The following is a 19,036-nucleotide window of genomic DNA, read 5'->3' as shown; positions in this document are numbered from 1 at the left end:
CCGCGTCATCTGCGGTTCGGTGAGTAGCATGCCAGCGCAAAGCCAAGCATTATAACTCGAAGTATCCGGCGCGTCCAACAGGGGCTGGTGAGGCAAGCAGGAGCCCAGAACGTGGCTGTTCCGATGCATACCCCCAAGCCACTCACCCGCCGAACAAGCATCACTTCTTCAGCCGGGCAAGCGCCGCGAATGGATGCACTGGGGGCTTGTCACCACCTTCCGCGGCCATGCCAGGGTCGGACACCTGCATGACGACGGACACCGGACAGGTGTCGTGCATGGGAACGAGCGGCAACGACATCAGCAATTCGTCCTCCAGCAGGTCGTAGAGCGACATTGAGGGTTCCAGCACTAGCACATCTTCCTCGCATTCATCATCCTGTGCCTCGGCGGTGACTTCGTCTGCGACAAACCGGAACCATCGATCGATTTCCAGCGCCGTATCCACCGACCCCAGACAACGCTGACACTGAAGTGGCACCACCGCCTTTGCGTGCAGATTGAGCCATATGGCGGGCGTGCCGCCTTGAGGATCTTCGCGCACGCTGCCTTCGGCACGCCACTGAACAAGAGCCGGCACCTCGGCCAGGGAAGACTCAAACAATTCTTCAACCAGTCGCGCAAACCGCGTCACGGGCGCCTCGCCGGTGATCTGTCCAGAAGCCCGAGCAAAAGAACGCACATCCAGGCGCTCAGGTGTCCACATTGTTTTCGATTGAGGCGTGTTCATTGAGCCAGTTTAAAAGAATGCGGGGAAAATGCGCTGCATGCACGAACACTCTTCCCGGGCAACCGACATCGCCCCCCGCAGCCTGGTTCTGGGCTCCACCTCACCCTACCGGCGCGAACTGCTTTCCCGATTGCAGATTCCATTTGAAGTGGTCGGCCCGAATGTGGACGAAACACCTTTCCCTGGAGAATCTCCGATCGACCTTGCGCTGAGGCTGGCCATGACCAAGGCGCGCGACGTTGCGCTTCGACGACCTCATGCCATCGTGATTGGCAGCGACCAGGTGGCCGACCTGGACGGGAGCCCTTTGGGAAAGCCCATCACACACGAAAAGGCCACCGAACAGCTTCGCCGAATGCGCGGCAAGACGGTGATCTTTCAGACCGCCCTCGCTGTGGTCTGTCTTGACACCGGCTTCGAGCGAAGCGAGCTGGCGCAGGTGAATGTGAAGTTTCGGGAACTGAGCGATGGCGAGATCGAGCGCTACCTGCGAGCGGAACAGCCCTATGACTGTGCTGGCAGTGCCAAGAGCGAAGGACTGGGCATTGCCTTGCTGGAGCGCATCGACAACGACGATCCCACGGCATTGATCGGACTGCCCCTGATTCGAACCTGCCATCTGATTCGCGCGGCAGGAGGACACGTCCTGTGAACAGGCACAAAGGCGACGGGCACCAGGGCGACGGGCACCTTGGAACGCTCTATCTGGTCCCTGCTCCGCTGGACTTCGGTACCAATGCCGCCGAGCCTGAGGAAGTGACGCAGTGGCTGCCGACTGAAACGCTTGCCGTTGCCAGTCGGCTGACACACTGGATCACGGAAAACGCCAAGAGCACAAGGGCATTCCTCAAGCGCGTCGAGTCGGTTGGCACGCTGGGCTGCCCGCTGCAGGCACAGCAGTTGATGGAACTGCCGCGCGCCGCTCACAAGAAGGGCGATCACCAGCCCGGAATGGAAGCCGATGCCATGGCACGCAGTCTGCTGGCACCGGCGCTGGAAGGTCACGACATGGGATTGGTCAGCGAGGCGGGCATGCCCGCCATTGCGGATCCAGGGAGTTCGGTGGTGCGGGCGGCACACGCCCTTGGGCTGCGGGTGGTGGCGTTGACCGGGCCTGTTTCATTGATGTTGGCCTTGGCCGCCAGCGGCCTCAACGGGCAGAACTTCGCATTTGTGGGCTACGTGCCTCAGGACCCGGCTGAGCGAGCGCAGCGCGTGCGCGAACTGGAAAGTCTCGCTCTGAAAACGGGCCAGACCCAGATCCTGATCGAAACGCCTTACCGAAATTCGGCTTTGTTGCAAAGCCTGTTGCAGACATTGCAGCCCCACAGCCGCCTCGCTCTGGCCTGTGCCCTCACGCTGCCGGAGCAAGCGGTGCGCAGTGCATTGGTCAGTGACTGGAAACGAAAGACCTTGAGCCAGCAACTGCCCCTGGACAAGCCAACGGTGTTTCTTTTCGGACGCTGATGCCCTGACACATGAATAGGCCCGTCCCGGAACACCACCGGGCCGCTCCATCCAGAGAGACCGTCGGGCCGGCCTGGCCGGACAACTGGTAATCCCGCCGCAGTGGGTGGTGCTGCAGGCGGCGTGGGGGTGCTTCCTTCATGCCATCACGCGTCGGATGTGAGCCCTCACTGACTCGCTGAGCTCGTCATTGGCCAGGGCCAGATCGATGGTTGCCTGCAAGAAGCCCTCCTTGCTGCCGCAGTCGTATCGTGTGCCCTGGTAGCGGAATGCCTGAACTTTTTCCCTGCCGATCAGGGCCGCAATGCCGTCAGTGAGCTGGATCTCACCACCGGCACCACGCGGTTGACGCCTCACGCTCTCGAACACCGCAGGCGTGAGGATGTAGCGCCCCGCAACCGCCAACGTGGAAGGCGCCACCTCTGGTGCTGGCTTCTCCACCATGGCGAACACCTCAGCCAGCGGCTGATCAACACCGTGCACATCCACAACGCCGTAGCGTCGGGTGTCGGCCCTGGGTACATCCTGAACGGCCAGGACCGTGCCCGGACTCTGCTCGAACGCAGCCACCATCTGCTGCAATACCGTTGGGCCGCCACCGCCCTGCTGATCACCGATCATCAGGTCGTCAGCCAGCAGCACGGCGAAGGGTTCATCGCCAACCAGTCGCTCCGCGCACAGAACGGCATGGCCAAGGCCCAGCGCGCGCGGTTGGCGCACATAGACGCAGTCCATGTCGTCGGGTTTGATCGCATGAACCAGTGCAAGCAGCGCATGCTTGTTGCCGGCCTCCAGTTCGGTCTCGAGCTCGAAGGCGGTGTCGAAGTGGTCTTCTATGGCGCGCTTGTGACGCCCTGTCACGAAGATCATCTGCCGAATGCCGGCCGCATAGGCTTCTTCGACAGCGTACTGGATAAGCGGCTTGTCCACAACAGGCAGCATTTCTTTGGGGATGGCTTTGGTGGCTGGCAGGAAGCGTGTTCCCAAGCCTCCCACAGGGAAAACGGCTTTTCTGATCATCATGACGCTTTGAATCCCTAATGCATTGGTTTGACAGACATCCATAATACAAGCGCCGCATCGCCACAATACACAGGCACCCGGTCGCGCGTGACCATCCAACCCCCTCCAGACCCCAAATGAGCTTGTCCACGAAAATCACCCCCGTCATTCTCTGTGGCGGATCTGGAACGCGGCTCTGGCCTCTCAGTCGCCAGAGTTTTCCCAAGCAGTTTGTGCCACTCATAGGGCAGCGAAACCTGCTTCAATTGACACTGGACCGACTGACCTGGTGCGAACAGCCGGTGATCTGTGTGGCGTCCGAAGAACATCGATTTCTGGTGCAAGACGCCCTGCGCACCGAAAAAACACAAGGCCATGTGTTGCTGGAACCCGCTGCGCGCAACACCGCTGCGGCCATGGCCCTGGCGGCTTTGCTTGCGCGTTCAAATGCAGACGACGATGCCCTGCTGCTTTTCTGCCCGGCCGATCATCACATTCCCGACATCAAGGCGTTTGAAGCCACCGTGCGGCGTGGCGTACCGGCGGCCGAAGCAGGCGCCATCGTCACATTTGGTGTTACGCCCAGTTTCCCCAGCAGCGCCTATGGTTACATCCTGCAAGGGGAACAACGCAATGACGGCAGCCATTCTGTCGAGCGATTCATTGAAAAGCCGGCGCCAGCCGATGCCCAGAAGCTGTTGCTGCAAGGGAATGTGTTGTGGAATGCGGGCATCTTTCTGGCACGAGGCAGCGCGCTGCTGGCCGCCATGTCACAACATGCCCCTGACATCCTCAAGGTGTGTGAAGAAGCCATGAGTGAGCCAGCATCCGAGCAGGTCGGGGAGCCTGACGCCTCGGTGCGCTTTGTTCGCCCCAACGGCGCCGTGTTCACAGGATGCCGCTCGCAGAGCATCGACTATGCCGTGATGGAACCGCACGACAACGTGGCGGTCGTGCCTTTCAATGGCCAGTGGAGCGACGTGGGAAGCTGGAATGCCGTGGCCGAACTCAGCATCGCGGACGACTCAGGCAACCGGATCACCGGACCGGGCCATGCGATGCATGCACGCAACACCTACATCCACTCTACTGGTCGAACCGTGGTGGCTCTGGGCACAACCGATCTGCTGATCATTGAAACGCCGGATGCGGTTCTGGTGGCCCAGAAAGACCATGCCGAACAAGTGAAGGATGTGGTCGCCTACCTGAACCAGCGAAATTGCCCCGAGGCACTGCTGCATCGGCGCGTGGCGAGGCCGTGGGGCTGGTACGACAGCGTGGATGCGGGTGAACGCTTCCAGGTCAAGCGGATCGGCGTCAAACCTGGTGCTTCGTTGAGCTTGCAGAAGCATCACCACCGAGCCGAACACTGGATAGTGGTCAAGGGAACGGCCGAAGTCACGCGTGGCCAGGAACGTTTCCTGTTGTCCGAGAACCAGTCGACCTACATCCCCATTGGCGAAGTGCACCGCTTGCACAATCCGGGCAAGATGGAACTGGAAATGATCGAAGTGCAGTCGGGCAGCTACCTTGGCGAAGACGACATCGTGCGCCTGGAAGACAACTACGGTCGCAACACCACCGAGATTGCCAAGTAAGTCTCCTTGCAGTGCGCGCCGGACCACAGGACCGTCCGTGCACATGCTCCACGCTCAGTGAGAGGCGCCGTGCCTCTGCAAAACGGACACACCATGAAAATACTTCTCACCGGGGGCGCCGGGTACATCGGGAGCCACACTTGCATTGCATTGGTCGAGGCCGGTTACGAACCCGTGGTGCTGGACAATTTTTCCAACAGCAACCCGGTGGTGCTGGAAAGGCTGGCCCGCATCCTCGGCCGGCCTGTGGTGCTGGAGCGCGGGGATGTGCTCGACACCCCGTGGCTGGAGCAAGTTCTGATGCGCCATCGCCCCAGGGGGGTGGTGCATTTTGCAGGCGACAAAGCAGTGGGTGAAAGCGTCGCAAATCCGCTCAAATATTTCCACAACAACATTGGCGGTGCGATCAGCCTGCTGCAGGCGATGACACGGGTGGCGGCTGACGGTGGCATGGAGGGCTCACCCACCCTCGTTTTCTCCAGCAGCGCAACGGTGTACGGGGACCCGGCTTCCGTGCCCATCACTGAGGATTTTCCGCGCAGCCACACCAACACCTATGGCCACACCAAGCTGGTAATCGAGGACATGCTGGAAGCGCTGCAACGTTCGGCGCCGCATTGGCGCATGGGTGTGCTGCGCTATTTCAACCCGGTGGGTGCACACCCCAGCGGCCTGATCGGCGAGGACCCCAATGGCACACCCAACAATCTCATGCCCTATGTGGCGCAGGTCGCGGTGGGTCAACGGCCCTACCTCAACGTCTACGGCGGCGACTACCCCACGCGAGACGGCACCGGCGTTCGCGACTACATCCATGTCCAGGATCTGGCTGCCGGCCACGTGGCCGCACTGCAAAAGCTGCTGGAAAATGGCCAAAGCTTCACGGTGAACCTCGGGACAGGCACCGGCAGCAGCGTACTGGAGGTGGTGGGGGCGTTCGAAAAAGCGTCTGGCCGCCCCGTGCCCTACCAGATCGTGCCCAGGCGCGCGGGTGACGTGGCCGAATGTTTTGCCAATCCAGCAATGGCCAAAGAACTGCTGGGCTGGCAAGCCAGGCACACCTTGCAGGACATGTGCACCGACGCCTGGCGCTGGCAGAGCGCCAACCCGACCGGCTACCGATCGGGCGATGTCTGAAGGGCCGACGGTGAATGATTACTTGAGCTGGAACCCGGCCGAGCTTGCTGCGAGGTAGATGCCCTCTCCGATGCTCGCGCCAAAGCGTTTCGCCAGTCGCAACCCCAGGTTCTCGCGCTGCGTGTAGTCCACGATGTTCTCGGCCTTGACGATCTCGCGGGCCACGTAGTCCAGACTGCCCAGCCCGTCGGCCAGACCCAGCTCGATGGATTGCTGACCGCTCCAGACCAGCCCACTGAAAGTGTCTTCATCCTGCTTGAGGCGGCTGCCGCGCCCCTTCTTGACCACTTCGATGAACTGGTTGTGAATCTGGCCCAGCATGGCCTGGATATAGGCCCGTTGCTCTTCGTCTTGCGGGCTGAAGGGATCCAGCATGGCCTTGTTCTCGCCGGCGGTCAACAAACGCCTCTCAACGCCGATTTTCTCCATCAGACCCGTGAAACCGAAGCCGTTCATCAGCACACCGATGCTGCCAATCAGGCTGGCCTTGTCCACATAGATGTTGTCGGCTGCGGCGGCGATGTAGTAAGCCGCAGAAGCGCAGGTTTCTTCCACCACGGCGTACACCGGCTTGTCGTGGAGCTGACGCAGGCGGGTGATTTCATCGTTGATGATGCCAGCCTGTACCGGGCTGCCTCCGGGCGAATTGATGAGCAAGACCACCGCTTGAGCACCTTTGTCCTCGAAGGCAGACCTCAGAGACGCCATGACCGATTGCGCGTTGGCCTCCGCACCCGAGGCGATTTCTCCCTTGATTTCCACCAGCGCGGTGTGCGGCGCGCTGGCGGTCGTGCCCACCGAATCGGAGGTGTAGACCCACCAGATCAGCGCTGCAATCAGGACCAGCCACAGCAGTCGAAAAAACAGCTTCCAGCGGCGTGCGCTGCGTTGTTCCTTCAAGGTCGCGAACACAAGCTTTTCGATGGTGTCGCGCTCCCATCGGCGGTCGGCACCTGGTTCGTGGGCAAAGCCCGTGTGGTCTTGGTTCATGGTGGATTGCTCAGAATTCGACAGGGGAAAACGGATATTGTGACCGCCAGTGCACAACCCCATCGCGCTCCGTCAATTCGATCTTGATCAGGCCACCCCGGCATGGCCCCCCTTTGCAGGCACCGGTATCGGGTTCGTAGACGGCTCCGTGGGTGGCGCAGAGCAGCCAACGGCCGGTGTCGTCAAAAAAGCGGTTCGGCTGCCAGTCCATCTCCATGGCGACGTGTGCGCAACGATTGAGGTAGGCGTGAGGGAGACCCCGGAACCGAATGGCGAATGCCCTGCAGGTCTGCCCGGCGTGGTTCACATCGAAAGGAACCGCCTGGCCGCCGTCCGTCAGGTCCCGGCTGTTGCACAGGGGATGGAGGGCGGCGTCACCATCATGTTGGTGCATGACACGTTCAGGCGTGGGTGGCGAGCCAGTCTCGCAGTTCCTGAACCGAATGTGCCACGTGCCTCGGATGGAGAACATGGAACGCATCAGGCTCGTGAGCGCCATAGCTCACGCCCACACTGGCACAGCCGGCATTGAGCGCCATCTGCAGATCGTGGGTGGTGTCTCCTATCATCAGCGTGCGCTCGGGAGTCACACCAAATTCACTCATCAGTTCATTGAGCATCAGGGGACTGGGTTTGCCAGCCGTCTCATCGGCGGTACGCGACCCGTCGAACACCCCAACAAGCTCCACACTGCGCAGGGCCTCGTTCAATCCACCTCTGCTTTTCCCGGTGGCCACCGTCAGCAGATGGTGCCGCTCCTTGAGGTGGGCCAACATGGGCAGAACCCCTTCAAACAAACTGATGTCGCGCTGATGCCGGGTGTAGTGGAATCGGTAGCGCTCGCCGAGCAGAGGGTACTTTTCGAGCGGCACATCGGGCGCCGCATGTGCAAGCGCCTGCATCAACCCCATACCAATCACGTAGCTGGCATCCCGGGTCGTGGGCACGGTGCCACCGACGTCGGCAACTGCGGCCTGTATGCAGCGGGTGATCAGGGCAGTGGAGTCGAACAGGGTGCCGTCCCAGTCGAAGGCGATGAGGTCAAATTGACGCTGTGGCATGAAGATTGGGGCTTGTTCAGATGACCAAGCCGCGCGCGTGGTGGCGCAGGTGGTCGTCGACAAAGCTGCTGATGAAATAGTAGCCGTGGTCGTACCCCGCGTGGCGGCGCAGTGTGAGCGGCTGACCCACCTTGGCGCAGGCCGCTTCAAAGGCTTCCGGATGCAGCTGCTCGGCGAGAAATTTGTCGGCCAACCCCTGATCGATCAGGATACCGCCTGGGTAAGGCGCAGCGGTTTGCTGCCCCATAAGCACGCTGGCGTCGTGCGCACCCCAGGTGCTTTCGTCCTGCCCCAGGTAACCCGTGAAGGCTTTGTGACCCCAGGGGCACTGGGTGGGAGCGCAGATCGGTGCGAAGGCGGACACACTGGCAAAACGGCCCGGATGCCGCAATGCCAGTGTGAGCGCGCCGTGGCCACCCATGGAGTGACCGAACAAGCCCATGCGGTCGGCGTTCAAACCGAACTCGTTCACCACCTGAGGCAGCAATTCCTTGAGCAGGTAGCTTTCCATGCACCAATGGCCAGACCAGGGCGCCTGCGTGGCGTCCAGGTAGAAGCCGGCACCCACACCAAAATCCCAGTGATGATCCTCGCTGTCCACGCCGGTGTTGCGCGGACTGGTGTCGGGCATGAGCAGCGCCAGACCCAGTTCGGCTGCCGTTCGTTGTGCACCCGCCTTCATGGCGAAGGTTTCTTCGGTGCAAGTCAGTCCGGCGAGAAAGGTGATCACCGGCACTGTCTTGCCGAGCAGCGCCTGGGGCGGAAGGTACAGCGCAAAGTGCATCGGCAATCCAATCTCAGCCGATGCGTGTTTGTAGAAGCGCTGCGCACCACCAAAGCTGCCGTGCTCGCTCACCAACTCAAGACCATCAAATGAAGAAGACATGAAATACCCCGATGAGGTGGTGGAACTGAAGTGTGCTGGATCCAGAGGTGAAGCACTGCCGGCTCAGCCGAGCCGCTTGCACCGCACCCTGGATGGAGGAGAGCAAAACTCGGCAGGGGTGGGCCAACGGCTAAAACTCGACGACCGAGCGGATGGATTCACCGCGCTTCATCAGGTCGAAGCCTTCATTGATCTGGTCCAGCCTGAGCTTGTGGGTGATCAGATCATCGATGTTGATCTTTCCCTCCATGTACCAGTCCACGATTTTGGGTACATCGGTGCGGCCGCGCGCACCGCCAAAAGCCGAGCCTTCCCACTTGCGGCCGGTGACGAGTTGGAACGGACGGGTACTGATCTCGGCCCCCGCTTCGGCCACGCCGATGATGATGCTGCGACCCCAGCCCTTGTGGGTGCATTCCAGAGCGTCGCGCATGACCTTGGTGTTGCCGATGCATTCGAAGCTGTAGTCAGCGCCGCCGTCGGTGAGCTGCTGAATAGCGTCCACCAGGTTGGGCACGGTCTTGGGGTTGATGAAATGCGTCATGCCGAACTTGCGGGCCATGGCTTCGCGCTCGGGATTGAGGTCGATGCCGATGATCTTGTCAGCGCCCACCATCTTCGCACCCTGGATCACGTTCAGCCCGATGCCGCCCAGGCCGAACACCGCCACATTGGCGCCAGCCTCCACTTTGGCGGTGAAAATCACCGCGCCGATACCGGTGGTGACGCCGCAGCCGATGTAGCAGACCTTGTCAAAGGGGGCGTCTTCACGGATTTTGGCCAGCGAGATCTCGGGCGCCACGGTGTAGTTGCTGAAGGTGCTGGTGCCCATGTAGTGGAAGATGGGCTCGCCGTCCATGCTGAAGCGGCTGGTGGCGTCGGGCATCAGGCCCTTGCCCTGGGTGCCGCGAATGAGCTGGCACAGATTGGTTTTGCGGCTCAGGCAGAACTTGCATTGGCGGCATTCCGGTGTGTAGAGCGGAATCACGTGGTCGCCCTTCTTGAGCGAGGTCACGCCAGGGCCCACGTCCACCACGATGCCCGCGCCTTCGTGACCGAGAATGGCCGGGAAGATGCCTTCGGGGTCCGCACCGCTGAGGGTGTAGTAGTCGGTGTGACAGATGCCGGTGGCCTTGATTTCGACCAGCACTTCACCGAACTTCGGCCCTTCCAGATCCACTGTTTCAATGGTGAGGGGCTGTCCTGCTTTCCAGGCGACGGCTGCTTGGGTCTTCATGGGCGTTCGGTGCTTTGAGGGTGAGTGAACCGGGTCTCAAAGGTTACCGCAGATCAGGAACCCCCATGCAAAACGGCATGATCACAACCCGCAAAGCCGACGAACTGACATTGCCTGACCGCTGTTGCTGCCCCATTGGGGGTTGACGCGAAGCGCTGCGTGAGGTCAATCCAGCCTGGCGCCGTCCTTGAACCACTGTGCGATCTGTGCACGCTCGGTTTCGGTGATGCCTGTGGCGTTGTTCATCGGCATCTGGCGGGTCACCACAACCTGCTGGTAGACCGTCATGGCATGCTGCCGGATCGCCGCAGGCGAATCCAGCCGCACGTTCTTGGACTGCAGCGCCGCCCCATGACACATCACGCAGCGCTGATCCATGATGGTCTGCACCTGCGCCATGCTGACGGGTCCGGCGCCAGCGGTGGCCTCCGCCGTGTCTGCGGGCGCAGGCCTGAGCCAGACGATGAGCGCCACCAGTGCCACCACGCCCACAGCGGCATAAGGCCATGGATGGCGATTGCGGCCCAGCTTGTAGCCGTGCCGCATCACGAAGAACTGGCGAATGGCGGCGCCCGCGAACATCATGGCGATCAGCACGAGCCAGTTGTGTTCGTGGGCATAAGTGAAGCTGTAGTGGTTGCTCAACATGGCGAACAGCACCGGCAGTGTGAAGTAGGTGTTGTGCACGCTGCGCTGTTTGCCGCGCTTGCCATGGATCGGGTCCACCGGCCTGCCCGCCTTCAGGTCTGCCACCACGGTGCGCTGCCCCGGAATGATCCAGAAGAACACGTTCGCACTCATTGCCGTGGCGATCATGGCGCCCACCAGCAGGAACGCCGCTCGGCCCGCGAAGAGCTGCGTCGCCAGCCACGCAGCCACACACACCAGCACCAGCACCAGCGCACCAACCTTGGCGTCACCGTTGTCCCTGTCACCGAGCTTGCGGCAGATGGCGTCGTAAAGCAGCCAGAACACAATCAAGAACGCCAGCGCGCTGGCAATGGCGGCTGCGGGAGACCAGTCGAAAACGTTCGGGTCAATCAGGTAGACGCTGGGACTCCAGAGATAGGACACCAGGAACAGCGCAAAACCCGACAGCCAGGTGGAATAACTCTCCCAGTAGAACCAGTGCAAATGCTCCGGCAGTTTGGGGGGCGCCACCGCAAATTTGACGGGGTGATAGAAGCCCCCGCCATGCACCGCCCAGAGCTCACCGCTGACGCCTTCCTTTTTCAGCTGTTCATCCACGGGTGGGGTGAGGCTGCTGTCCAGAAACACGAAGTAGAACGATGAGCCAATCCATGCAATGGCCACGATGACGTGGACCCATCGCAGCAGCAGGTTGGCCCAATCCAGCAAATAAGTTTCCATGGCACCTCAGATCGACGGGTCGGTATCTACCGTCAATGGTTTGCGGTTCACCACTGCGGGCGCTCTGAACCGGATGAAGGCCGCGAACCGGGAACGTTGGATGGAACGTCCTGCGCCGCTGCGGCCTGTAGAAAAATTGTATACACATTTTGAACACTGGAACACGAAGATCGACACGTTGACGATCTGACTGGCGCTCTGCGCATGGGAAGCCGAAGCACGGCGCGTGCCATCCCACCATGTTCGTGACAGATCGCACGCACCACTTGCGTAACGGGTAGACCGCAGCCAAAGGTTTCACATTTTCCGTATATTGCTGATGCAAACGGGTGATGGAACGCTATGGCCACGCCCCCGATAACCCCTCATGGAGGCATGCGTGGCCGACCATTCTCTTGGCACACCGGAGCAACTGCGGCATCCGGATCACACGCCACCCCTGGCCAAGGCGGTGCCACTGGGCATTCAGCATGTGCTGGCCATGTTCGTGAGCAACGTCACGCCGGCCATCATTGTCTCGAGCGCCGCAGGTTTCGGGTTCGGGTCGAGCTCATCCGATTTCCCAAGTGCCGTCTACCTCATCCAGATGTCCATGCTTTTCGCTGGCGTGGCCACCTTGCTGCAGACCTTGGGCATGGGGCCGATAGGCGCACGGCTCCCGGTGATGCAAGGCACGAGCTTCGCGTTTATCCCGATCATGGTGCCGGCGGTCGCCGGCGCAGGTGTGGCCGGGATGGCCGGACTGATGACAGGCGTGGTGATCGGAGGCATCTTCCACTTCTGCATCGGGTTCGTCATTGGCCGAATCCGCCACGCCTTTCCGCCGCTGGTCACAGGGCTGATCATTCTGATGATCGGACTCGCCCTGATCAAGGTGGGCGTGGAATACGCGGCGGGTGGTGCCGCACTGAAGGGCCAGCCAGCCTACGGCAGTCTTGAAAACTGGTCGGCCGCCCTCGTGGTGATCGGCGTCACGCTGTTGCTGAAATTCTTTACGCGAGGGATGCTTTCGGTGGCTGCCGTGCTGCTCGGTCTGGTCGCCGGGTACCTGTATGCCGCGCTGCTGGGCAACGTCGGATTTGCGGGCGTGACAGATGCCGCCTGGTTCACCTTGCCCCAGCCCTTCAGATTCGGTTGGGAATTGAACTGGACCATCATCATCGGCATGTGTTTCATGTCCATCGTCTCCACCATTGAAACCGTGGGAGACGTCTCAGGCATTGCAAAAGGGGGCGCCGGTCGGCAGGCGACCGACACAGAGATCCGGGGTGCCACCTTCGCCGACGGCCTGGGCTCCGCACTGGCCGGTGTGTTTGGTGCATTGCCCAACACCAGCTACAGCCAGAACGTGGGGCTGGTGTCGATGACAGGCGTGATGAGCCGCCACGTGGTGACGCTGGGCGGGATTTTTCTGATCCTGTGCGGACTGGTACCCAAACTCGGTGCCATTGTGGCCAGCATGCCGGTCACCGTGCTGGGAGGCGGCGCCATCATCATGTTCGGCATGGTCGCCGCAGCGGGTCTGAACATGTTGGCCGAGGTGAAATGGAACCGCCGCAGCATGATCATCTTGGCGCTGTCGCTGTCGGTGGGGCTGGGTCTGCAGCAGGCACCAGACGCGCTGCAGCATCTGCCCGACACATTGAAAATCATCATGACCAGTGGCCTTCTGCCCGCCGCAGCCATTTCCATCACCCTCAACTTGTGGCTACCTGAGCAGATTGACTGACGCACTGCGCGATGGAGCGTCACCACTGCTCATCGAACTGCGTCAGTGCGAACCATCAGCAACTGGGCCACCACGCTCGCAGCGATCACGGCAGGTTGTTTGCCATGGACGCCGGGGACACCGATGGGACAGGTGATGCTCGCCAGATCAGCACTCTCGAAACCGCGCTGCCGCAAACGGTTTGAAAAAGTGGCCCATTTGGTTTGACTGCCAATGAGCCCCACGAAGGGCAGATCGTTGCGTTCGCGCATTCGATGCAGGCAGGCGGCCACCACTTCCAGGTCTTCAGCGTGGGAAAAACTCATGACCAACACCCGGCTGCCAGGCACGAGTTCGCGCACCGCCGCCTGCACCGGCTCGGAGTGCTCGGTTCGCACAGACACTGGCAGATCGACCGGGAACACCTCGTCTCGGCTGTCGACCCAGGTGACGGCAAAAGGCAAGGGGTGCAGGGCCTGCACGATGGCGCGCCCCACGTGTCCGCCGCCAAACAGGGCCACCGGCCAAAGCGGCGGTGCCAACCGGCTTTGCAGTTCAGTGAAGCGGCTCCGGTCCACCGGCTCCATTCGCAGGCCCACGGCGCCGCCGCAGCACTGACCCAGGCTGGGTCCGAGCACCATCGTGTGTTCGCGGACCCGCCCTTCACCGCTGTTCAGAAGGTCTCGCGCCTGTCGCTCAGCATCCCATTCCAGATGACCACCTCCGATGGTGCCCAACACCGAGTCGGCAAATACGGCCATCCATGCGCCCGCTTCGCGAGGAACCGAACCTCGGGTCCGGGAAACGGTGACCAGCACCGCCGGCTCGCGACGAAGCCGATCCAGAAGGCAGTCCAAATCCGAGCAGCGCTGTGGCATGGATGCAAAAAATTGTGTGAAAACGTTAACGCAGCGACCAGCGTGGAGTATCGGACGATGCAAGGCGCACCGGAATTTCGAAACCACCATACACTGCATTCGCGCAGCCATATGCCCTCTTTGAGCCGCTGTGGCCCTCCAACAAACGACAGGCCGCCAACATGAGAGACAACGTCCCTGACCCTCTTACACCGACCCAGCAGGCAGATCCCCTGCGTGGCGTGCGGCTCTGGATGGCCGCAGGCATCACCGCACTGCTGGCCGCCTGCGCAACGCCGCTGCCGGAGCCAGTTGCGCCCGAGCCCATTGTCCTGCCCACCCCGCCGGCTCCGCCACCCGTGGTCGAGCTGCCCCCACCGGCCATCATTTCCCATGCGCGCACCCCCCTCGAATACCGAAAGGACGGCGCCAGCCACCTGTATGGTCACAACGGGCACCGCATCTTCAAGGGCAAGATGCCGCCGCTGTTGCATGCGGTGGGCGTGTTACAGGTGGAGGTGGACAACCGGGGCAATGTGCGCAACCTGAACTGGATGCGTGCACCGAGCCACGTTCCGGACGTGATGCGTGAAATCGAACGCACCGTGCACTCGGCTGCACCCTTCCCGGCGCCTGTTTCGCTGGGCGGTGTCGTCTACACGGACGTCTGGCTCTGGGACCGCAGCGGTCACTTCCAGCTGGACACATTGACCGAAGGCCAGCGGAATCGGTAAAGCCCCCCTGCGCCGCTGACGCGTCTTCCCCCCTGCTGCGCAGGGGGGCGCAGCGTCAGCTGCCCCGGTAAGTGGAGTAGCTCCAGGGACTCACGAGCAGCGGCACGTGGTAGTGCTGATCGACATGCGCCACGCCGAAGTCGATCGCCACGCGGTTCAGAAACTGCGGCTCCGGCAGTGGGACGCCACACTGCGAAAAGTAACCCTGCACATCGAACACAAGGCGGTAGGTTCCCACCTTGAGGCTGGCGTTGTCGTACAGCGGGCCGTCCGGGTTCCTTCCATCTGCGTTCAGCGTGAACCGTTTGACCAGCGTCGCCTGCTCACCGTTGGTGGTGTAGAGCGCCACCGCCATGCCAGCGGCCGGGCAGCCATGCATGGTGTCCAGAACGTGTGTACTCATGCCCATGCCCGTGTCCTTTCTTGGCGGTCTGCAGTCGACCAAAAGTGTATACAGTTTTTCATTGTTCCGGATATGATGCCGCGATGGAAATCTCCAGCACACACCACATCGTCGCATCGCTGACGAAGGCCATTGTGGAACATCGCCTGCAGCCGGGCACCAAGCTGGCCGAGCAAAAGCTGGCCGACCATTTCGGCGTGTCGCGCACGCTGGTGCGCCAGGCGCTGTTTCAGCTGTCGCAAAACCGATTGATTCGCCTGGAGCCGGCACGGGGTGCCTTTGTGGCCACGCCATCGGTGGCGGAGGCGAAGCAGGTGTTTGCGGTGCGGCGCATGCTGGAAACCGAAATGACGCGTGCCTTCGTTCAGTCGGTTACACCGGCCAAGATCAAGGCACTGCGCGAACACGTCGCCGAAGAGAAAGAAGCCGTCAGCAACCAGGACGTGGCCGGCCGCACGGAGTTGCTGCGGGACTTCCATGTGCGCATGGCCGAACTCATGGGCAACCAGGTGCTCGCAGAACTGCTTCGCGAACTGATTTCCCGCTGTGCGCTGATCACGCTCATGTACCAGAGCAACACCGCGGCCGAACATTCGAGCGAAGAGCACGCGGAAATCGTCAAGGCGCTGGCGGCGCGTGACGAGGCGATGGCCGTTCGACTCATGAACGAACACCTGATCCACGTGGAAGAAACGCTGACCTTTGATCGCAAAGTCCCTGCCAACGACATCTCGATGGCCCTTTCATGACTCCCCCCCGTTGCTTGCTCACTTCGTGTAGCCGCATCCCCCCTCAGGGGGCACACCTTCGGACCGGCAAAGCCGGATCTTGGGTGTCGCTGGACCAAGGCACGGCGCTCCGGAACCTGGCTCCCCCCTGTCGCTTGCTCACCGCGTGTAGCCGCATCCCCCCTCAGGGGGCACACCTTCGGACCGGCGAAGCCGGATCCTGGGTGTCGCTGGACGAAAGTACGGCGCTCCGGAGGACCTTTCCCGGCTCCTCGTCATGTCTTGACCGTGAAGCCCATGATGAGGGTGGGCCTGTGGCCCGATGGAACGGGCTCCACGGTGTTTCTGGACAAGACATCTCTCGCTTAGGCCCATGACACTCTACGACACCACCCTGCCCTACCCCCGTGACCTGGCCGGCTATGGCCGCGATGTGCCGCACGCGCGATGGCCGAATGGCGCGCGCATCGCTGTGCAGTTCGTCCTGAACTTTGAGGAAGGCGGTGAGAACAGCGTGCTGCACGGCGACGACGCGTCGGAGCAGTTTCTGTCCGAGATGTTCAACCCGGCGGCTTACCCTGCGCGGCACATCAGCATGGAAGGCATCTACGAATACGGATCGCGCGCCGGGGTGTGGCGCATCCTCCGCGAGTTTGAACAACGGGGCCTGCACCTCACGGTGTTCGGCGTGGCCACCGCACTTCAACGCTGCCCGGACGTCGCCGCCGCGTTGCGCGAACTCGGCCACGAAACCGCCTGCCATGGATTGAAGTGGATCCACTACCAGAACGTGGATGAAGCCACCGAGCGCGCGCACATGGCCCAGGCGATGGACATCATTCACCGGCTCACGGGCGAGCGTCCGCTGGGCTGGTACACCGGGCGCGACAGCCCGAACACGCGCCGTCTGGTCGCCGATTTTGGTGGCTTTGAATACGACAGCGACTACTACGGCGACGACCTGCCGTTCTGGATGAAGGTGCGCAAGACCGACGGCAGCGACACGCACCAACTGATCGTGCCTTACACGCTGGACTGCAACGACATGCGCTTTGCGCTGCCCCAGGGCTATTCGCACGCCGACCCGTTCTTCCAGTACCTGAAAGACAGCTTCGATGCCCTGTATGCCGAGGGTGACCCGAACGGCATGGACCGACCCAAGATGATGAGCATCGGCATGCACTGCCGCCTGCTCGGTCGCCCCGGTCGCATCACCGCGCTGCAGCGTTTTCTGGAGTACATCCAGTCCCACGACAAGGTCTGGGTGGCGCGTCGCATCGACCTTGCCCGGCACTGGAAGGCCACGCATCCCCTGACATCCCTCTGAGCACCCCGCCATGCCACTCACCCTGGACCAACTGAACAGCGCATCCCTGGCTGACGCCGCCCAGATGCTCGAAGGCCTGTACGAGCATTCACCCTGGATTGCACAGCAGGCCCTGGCGCAACGGCCCTTTGCTTCGCTGGCCGCGCTCAAACACGCCATGGTGAGCGTGCTCGCCGCAGCCAGCGTAGACCAGCAACTGGCGCTGATCCGCGCCCACCCCGAACTGGCCGGCAAGGCCATGGAAGCTCGCACGCTCACGGCCGAGTCGACCGTTGAGCAGAACAAGGCGGGGCTCACGAACTGCACGCCCGAGGAACTGGCCCACATCCGCCAGCTCAACGCCGACTACCTCGCCCGCTTCGGCTTTCCGTTCATCCTGGCGGTCCGCGGCCCGCGAGGCAACGGCCTGAGCAAGCGCGAGATCATCGCCACCTTCGAGCGGCGCCTGGACAATCCGGTGGACTTCGAACGCGGCGAGAGCCTGCGCAACATCCATCGCATTGCCGAGATCCGACTCAACGACAAGTTCGGCTTTGAGCCCACGCTGGGCAACGAAGTATGGGACTGGCACGAAGCGCTGGCACAGCACAGCGACCCCGGCTACAAAGAGCACGGCCAGTTGACGGTGACCTACCTGACCGATGCGCACCGGGCCTGCGCGGCCGACTTGCAACGACAGATGGCCGATTGCGGATTCGACGAGGTCGGGGTCGATACGGTGGGCAACGTGGTGGGGCGCTTCCACGGCACCACCCCTGATGCACCCACCTTGCTCACGGGAAGTCACTTCGACACGGTGCGCAACGGCGGCAAATACGACGGGCGACTCGGCATTTTTGTACCCATGGCTTGCGTGCAGCAGCTCCATGCGGCGGGCAAGCGCCTGCCTTTTGCCGTTGAAGTGGTGGGCTTCGCCGAGGAAGAAGGCCAGCGCTACAAGGCGACCTTTCTGGGATCGGGCGCCCTCACCGGTGATTTCAACCCGATCTGGCTGGACCAGCAGGACACCAACGGCGTGACCATGCGCACTGCCATGCTGCGGGCTGGCCTGCCGGCCACGCTGGAGGCCATCAACGCGCTGAAGCGCGACCCGGCGAAGTACCTCGGCTTTGTCGAGGTTCACATCGAACAGGGCCCGGTACTCAACGAGCTCGACATCCCGCTGGGTGTGGTCACCTCCATCAACGCCAGCGTACGCTACCTGGGCGAGGTGGTGGGCATGGCCTGCCACGCCGGCACCACGCCCATGGATCGTCGCAGAGACGCCGCTGCAGCCGTGGCCGAGCTGGCGCTGTATGCCGAACAACGTGCCGCCGCAGACGGCGATTCTGTGGCCACCATCGGTATGCTCCAGGTGCCCAATGGCTCGATCAATGTGGTGCCTGGGCGATGTACGTTCTCGCTCGATCTGCGCGCACCCAGCGACGAACAACGCAATGCGCTGGAGCACGACGTACTCAAGCAACTGCAAGCCATCTGCGAGCGGCGTGGCGTGCGTGACACGCTGGAAGAAACCATGCGTGCCGCTGCCGCACCCAGCGCACCAGCGTGGCAGGCTCGATGGGAAAGCGCCGTGGCCTCTCTGGGCGTACCGCTGCACCGCATGCCCAGCGGCGCCGGCCACGACGCCATGAAGCTGCACGAGGTGATGCCGCAAGCCATGCTGTTCGTACGCGGACTGAACAGTGGCATCAGCCACAACCCGCTCGAATCCACCACCAGCGACGACATCGACCTGTGCGTGCGCGCCTTCTCGCATCTGCTGGAACAACTCGCCTCCGAACACACCCACTGAGCCCC

Annotated in this window: 20 protein-coding genes; 10 read left to right on the top strand and 10 right to left on the bottom strand. The window is 62.1% G+C overall.

Features of this window, described 5'->3' with window-relative positions:
- Positions 1-160 precede the first annotated feature (160 nt).
- Positions 161-730 (bottom strand): DUF177 domain-containing protein, encoded by a 570-nt coding sequence (locus Q7V46_RS02405; protein ID WP_304911898.1) that lies wholly within the window; start codon positions 728-730, stop codon positions 161-163.
- 37 nt (positions 731-767) lie between these two features.
- Here Q7V46_RS02405 and Q7V46_RS02400 point away from each other — a divergent pair, with 37 nt between their 5' ends.
- Together Q7V46_RS02400 and Q7V46_RS02395 are read left to right on the top strand one after the other, a co-directional pair.
- Positions 768-1,382 carry a Maf family nucleotide pyrophosphatase gene (locus Q7V46_RS02400; RefSeq protein WP_304911897.1) on the top strand — a complete coding sequence of 205 codons (615 nt, stop codon included), beginning with the start codon at positions 768-770 and terminating at the stop codon, positions 1,380-1,382.
- The gene (locus Q7V46_RS02395; protein WP_304911896.1) at positions 1,379-2,197 is read left to right on the top strand and encodes an SAM-dependent methyltransferase; all 819 of its coding nucleotides are present in this window, start codon (positions 1,379-1,381) and stop codon (positions 2,195-2,197) included. The genes Q7V46_RS02400 and Q7V46_RS02395 overlap by 4 nt, the downstream gene beginning before the upstream one ends.
- Before the next feature lie 138 nt (positions 2,198-2,335).
- Here Q7V46_RS02395 and galU read toward each other — a convergent pair whose 3' ends face one another.
- Positions 2,336-3,220 (bottom strand): UTP--glucose-1-phosphate uridylyltransferase GalU, encoded by an 885-nt coding sequence (galU, locus tag Q7V46_RS02390; RefSeq protein ID WP_304911895.1) that lies wholly within the window; start codon positions 3,218-3,220, stop codon positions 2,336-2,338.
- A gap of 116 nt (positions 3,221-3,336) precedes the next feature.
- Here galU and Q7V46_RS02385 point away from each other — a divergent pair, with 116 nt between their 5' ends.
- Entirely contained in the window at positions 3,337-4,797 is a 1,461-nt protein-coding gene (locus Q7V46_RS02385) for a mannose-1-phosphate guanylyltransferase/mannose-6-phosphate isomerase (protein ID WP_304911894.1), read from the top strand.
- A 93-nt stretch (positions 4,798-4,890) separates the two neighbouring features.
- Positions 4,891-5,934, top strand: coding sequence for a UDP-glucose 4-epimerase GalE (galE, locus tag Q7V46_RS02380; protein ID WP_304911893.1), 1,044 nt, complete (start codon positions 4,891-4,893; stop codon positions 5,932-5,934).
- Between the two features lie 18 nt (positions 5,935-5,952).
- Here galE and Q7V46_RS02375 read toward each other — a convergent pair whose 3' ends face one another.
- The 6 genes from Q7V46_RS02375 to Q7V46_RS02350 form a co-directional block, all read right to left on the bottom strand.
- Complete coding sequence (locus Q7V46_RS02375) at positions 5,953-6,924, bottom strand: S49 family peptidase (protein ID WP_304911892.1); 972 nt, start codon at positions 6,922-6,924, stop codon at positions 5,953-5,955.
- A gap of 10 nt (positions 6,925-6,934) precedes the next feature.
- Complete coding sequence (locus tag Q7V46_RS02370; protein ID WP_304911891.1) at positions 6,935-7,318, bottom strand: Rieske 2Fe-2S domain-containing protein; 384 nt, start codon at positions 7,316-7,318, stop codon at positions 6,935-6,937.
- A gap of 7 nt (positions 7,319-7,325) precedes the next feature.
- A complete protein-coding gene (locus Q7V46_RS02365; RefSeq protein WP_304911890.1) occupies positions 7,326-7,985 on the bottom strand; it encodes an HAD family hydrolase in 660 nt (219 codons plus the stop codon).
- A 16-nt stretch (positions 7,986-8,001) separates the two neighbouring features.
- Positions 8,002-8,871 (bottom strand): S-formylglutathione hydrolase, encoded by an 870-nt coding sequence (gene fghA, locus Q7V46_RS02360; RefSeq protein WP_304911889.1) that lies wholly within the window; start codon positions 8,869-8,871, stop codon positions 8,002-8,004.
- Positions 8,872-9,001: 130 nt separating this feature from the next.
- Positions 9,002-10,108 (bottom strand): S-(hydroxymethyl)glutathione dehydrogenase/class III alcohol dehydrogenase, encoded by a 1,107-nt coding sequence (locus tag Q7V46_RS02355; protein ID WP_304911888.1) that lies wholly within the window; start codon positions 10,106-10,108, stop codon positions 9,002-9,004.
- Positions 10,109-10,273: 165 nt separating this feature from the next.
- A complete protein-coding gene (locus Q7V46_RS02350; protein ID WP_304911887.1) occupies positions 10,274-11,479 on the bottom strand; it encodes a urate hydroxylase PuuD in 1,206 nt (401 codons plus the stop codon).
- Here Q7V46_RS02350 and Q7V46_RS02345 point away from each other — a divergent pair.
- Complete coding sequence (locus Q7V46_RS02345) at positions 11,478-11,669, top strand: hypothetical protein (RefSeq protein ID WP_304911886.1); 192 nt, start codon at positions 11,478-11,480, stop codon at positions 11,667-11,669. The genes Q7V46_RS02350 and Q7V46_RS02345 overlap by 2 nt on opposite strands.
- Before the next feature lie 189 nt (positions 11,670-11,858).
- A complete protein-coding gene (locus Q7V46_RS02340; RefSeq protein ID WP_304911885.1) occupies positions 11,859-13,208 on the top strand; it encodes a uracil-xanthine permease family protein in 1,350 nt (449 codons plus the stop codon).
- Between the two features lie 29 nt (positions 13,209-13,237).
- Here the strand turns inward: Q7V46_RS02340 and xdhC are convergent, their stop codons facing one another.
- Entirely contained in the window at positions 13,238-14,065 is an 828-nt protein-coding gene (xdhC, locus tag Q7V46_RS02335) for a xanthine dehydrogenase accessory protein XdhC (RefSeq protein WP_304911884.1), read from the bottom strand.
- Between the two features lie 161 nt (positions 14,066-14,226).
- Between xdhC and Q7V46_RS02330 the strand changes: the two genes are divergently transcribed.
- Positions 14,227-14,778: a hypothetical protein gene (locus tag Q7V46_RS02330; RefSeq protein ID WP_370690261.1), complete on the top strand. Its 552-nt coding sequence runs from the start codon at positions 14,227-14,229 to the stop codon at positions 14,776-14,778.
- Between the two features lie 55 nt (positions 14,779-14,833).
- On the opposite strand, the gene uraH is transcribed toward Q7V46_RS02330, so the two are convergent.
- Entirely contained in the window at positions 14,834-15,187 is a 354-nt protein-coding gene (uraH, locus tag Q7V46_RS02325; protein WP_304911883.1) for a hydroxyisourate hydrolase, read from the bottom strand.
- Positions 15,188-15,264: 77 nt separating this feature from the next.
- Between uraH and Q7V46_RS02320 the strand changes: the two genes are divergently transcribed.
- The 3 genes from Q7V46_RS02320 to uraD all read left to right on the top strand — a co-directional run bounded on the left by Q7V46_RS02320 (position 15,265) and on the right by uraD (position 19,031).
- A complete protein-coding gene (locus Q7V46_RS02320; RefSeq protein WP_304911882.1) occupies positions 15,265-15,930 on the top strand; it encodes a GntR family transcriptional regulator in 666 nt (221 codons plus the stop codon).
- A gap of 352 nt (positions 15,931-16,282) precedes the next feature.
- A complete protein-coding gene (gene puuE / locus Q7V46_RS02315) occupies positions 16,283-17,236 on the top strand; it encodes an allantoinase PuuE (protein ID WP_304911881.1) in 954 nt (317 codons plus the stop codon).
- Between the two features lie 10 nt (positions 17,237-17,246).
- The gene (uraD, locus tag Q7V46_RS02310; RefSeq protein ID WP_304911880.1) at positions 17,247-19,031 is read left to right on the top strand and encodes a 2-oxo-4-hydroxy-4-carboxy-5-ureidoimidazoline decarboxylase; all 1,785 of its coding nucleotides are present in this window, start codon (positions 17,247-17,249) and stop codon (positions 19,029-19,031) included.
- Positions 19,032-19,036: the final 5 nt, after the last annotated feature.

Source organism: Hydrogenophaga sp., from assembly GCF_030651625.1.
GTDB lineage: Bacteria > Pseudomonadota > Gammaproteobacteria > Burkholderiales > Burkholderiaceae_C > Hydrogenophaga.
This window is presented reverse-complemented; position numbering and strand designations above follow the sequence as displayed.

What these genes read in the sequence shown, in the direction of transcription:
- Q7V46_RS02405 (WP_304911898.1), bottom strand. Translation starts at nt 730, where the DNA reads ATGAACACGCCTCAATCGAAAACAATGTGGACACCTGAGCGCCTGGAT.
- Q7V46_RS02400 (WP_304911897.1), top strand. Translation starts at nt 768, where the DNA reads ATGCACGAACACTCTTCCCGGGCAACCGACATCGCCCCCCGCAGCCTG.
- galU (WP_304911895.1), bottom strand. Translation starts at nt 3,220, where the DNA reads ATGATGATCAGAAAAGCCGTTTTCCCTGTGGGAGGCTTGGGAACACGC.
- Q7V46_RS02385 (WP_304911894.1), top strand. Translation starts at nt 3,337, where the DNA reads ATGAGCTTGTCCACGAAAATCACCCCCGTCATTCTCTGTGGCGGATCT.
- galE (WP_304911893.1), top strand. Translation starts at nt 4,891, where the DNA reads ATGAAAATACTTCTCACCGGGGGCGCCGGGTACATCGGGAGCCACACT.
- Q7V46_RS02375 (WP_304911892.1), bottom strand. Translation starts at nt 6,924, where the DNA reads ATGAACCAAGACCACACGGGCTTTGCCCACGAACCAGGTGCCGACCGC.
- Q7V46_RS02370 (WP_304911891.1), bottom strand. Translation starts at nt 7,318, where the DNA reads ATGCACCAACATGATGGTGACGCCGCCCTCCATCCCCTGTGCAACAGC.
- Q7V46_RS02365 (WP_304911890.1), bottom strand. Translation starts at nt 7,985, where the DNA reads ATGCCACAGCGTCAATTTGACCTCATCGCCTTCGACTGGGACGGCACC.
- fghA (WP_304911889.1), bottom strand. Translation starts at nt 8,871, where the DNA reads ATGTCTTCTTCATTTGATGGTCTTGAGTTGGTGAGCGAGCACGGCAGC.
- Q7V46_RS02355 (WP_304911888.1), bottom strand. Translation starts at nt 10,108, where the DNA reads ATGAAGACCCAAGCAGCCGTCGCCTGGAAAGCAGGACAGCCCCTCACC.
- Q7V46_RS02345 (WP_304911886.1), top strand. Translation starts at nt 11,478, where the DNA reads ATGGCACCTCAGATCGACGGGTCGGTATCTACCGTCAATGGTTTGCGG.
- Q7V46_RS02350 (WP_304911887.1), bottom strand. Translation starts at nt 11,479, where the DNA reads ATGGAAACTTATTTGCTGGATTGGGCCAACCTGCTGCTGCGATGGGTC.
- xdhC (WP_304911884.1), bottom strand. Translation starts at nt 14,065, where the DNA reads ATGCCACAGCGCTGCTCGGATTTGGACTGCCTTCTGGATCGGCTTCGT.
- Q7V46_RS02330 (WP_370690261.1), top strand. Translation starts at nt 14,227, where the DNA reads ATGAGAGACAACGTCCCTGACCCTCTTACACCGACCCAGCAGGCAGAT.
- uraH (WP_304911883.1), bottom strand. Translation starts at nt 15,187, where the DNA reads ATGGGCATGAGTACACACGTTCTGGACACCATGCATGGCTGCCCGGCC.
- Q7V46_RS02320 (WP_304911882.1), top strand. Translation starts at nt 15,265, where the DNA reads ATGGAAATCTCCAGCACACACCACATCGTCGCATCGCTGACGAAGGCC.
- puuE (WP_304911881.1), top strand. Translation starts at nt 16,283, where the DNA reads ATGACACTCTACGACACCACCCTGCCCTACCCCCGTGACCTGGCCGGC.
- uraD (WP_304911880.1), top strand. Translation starts at nt 17,247, where the DNA reads ATGCCACTCACCCTGGACCAACTGAACAGCGCATCCCTGGCTGACGCC.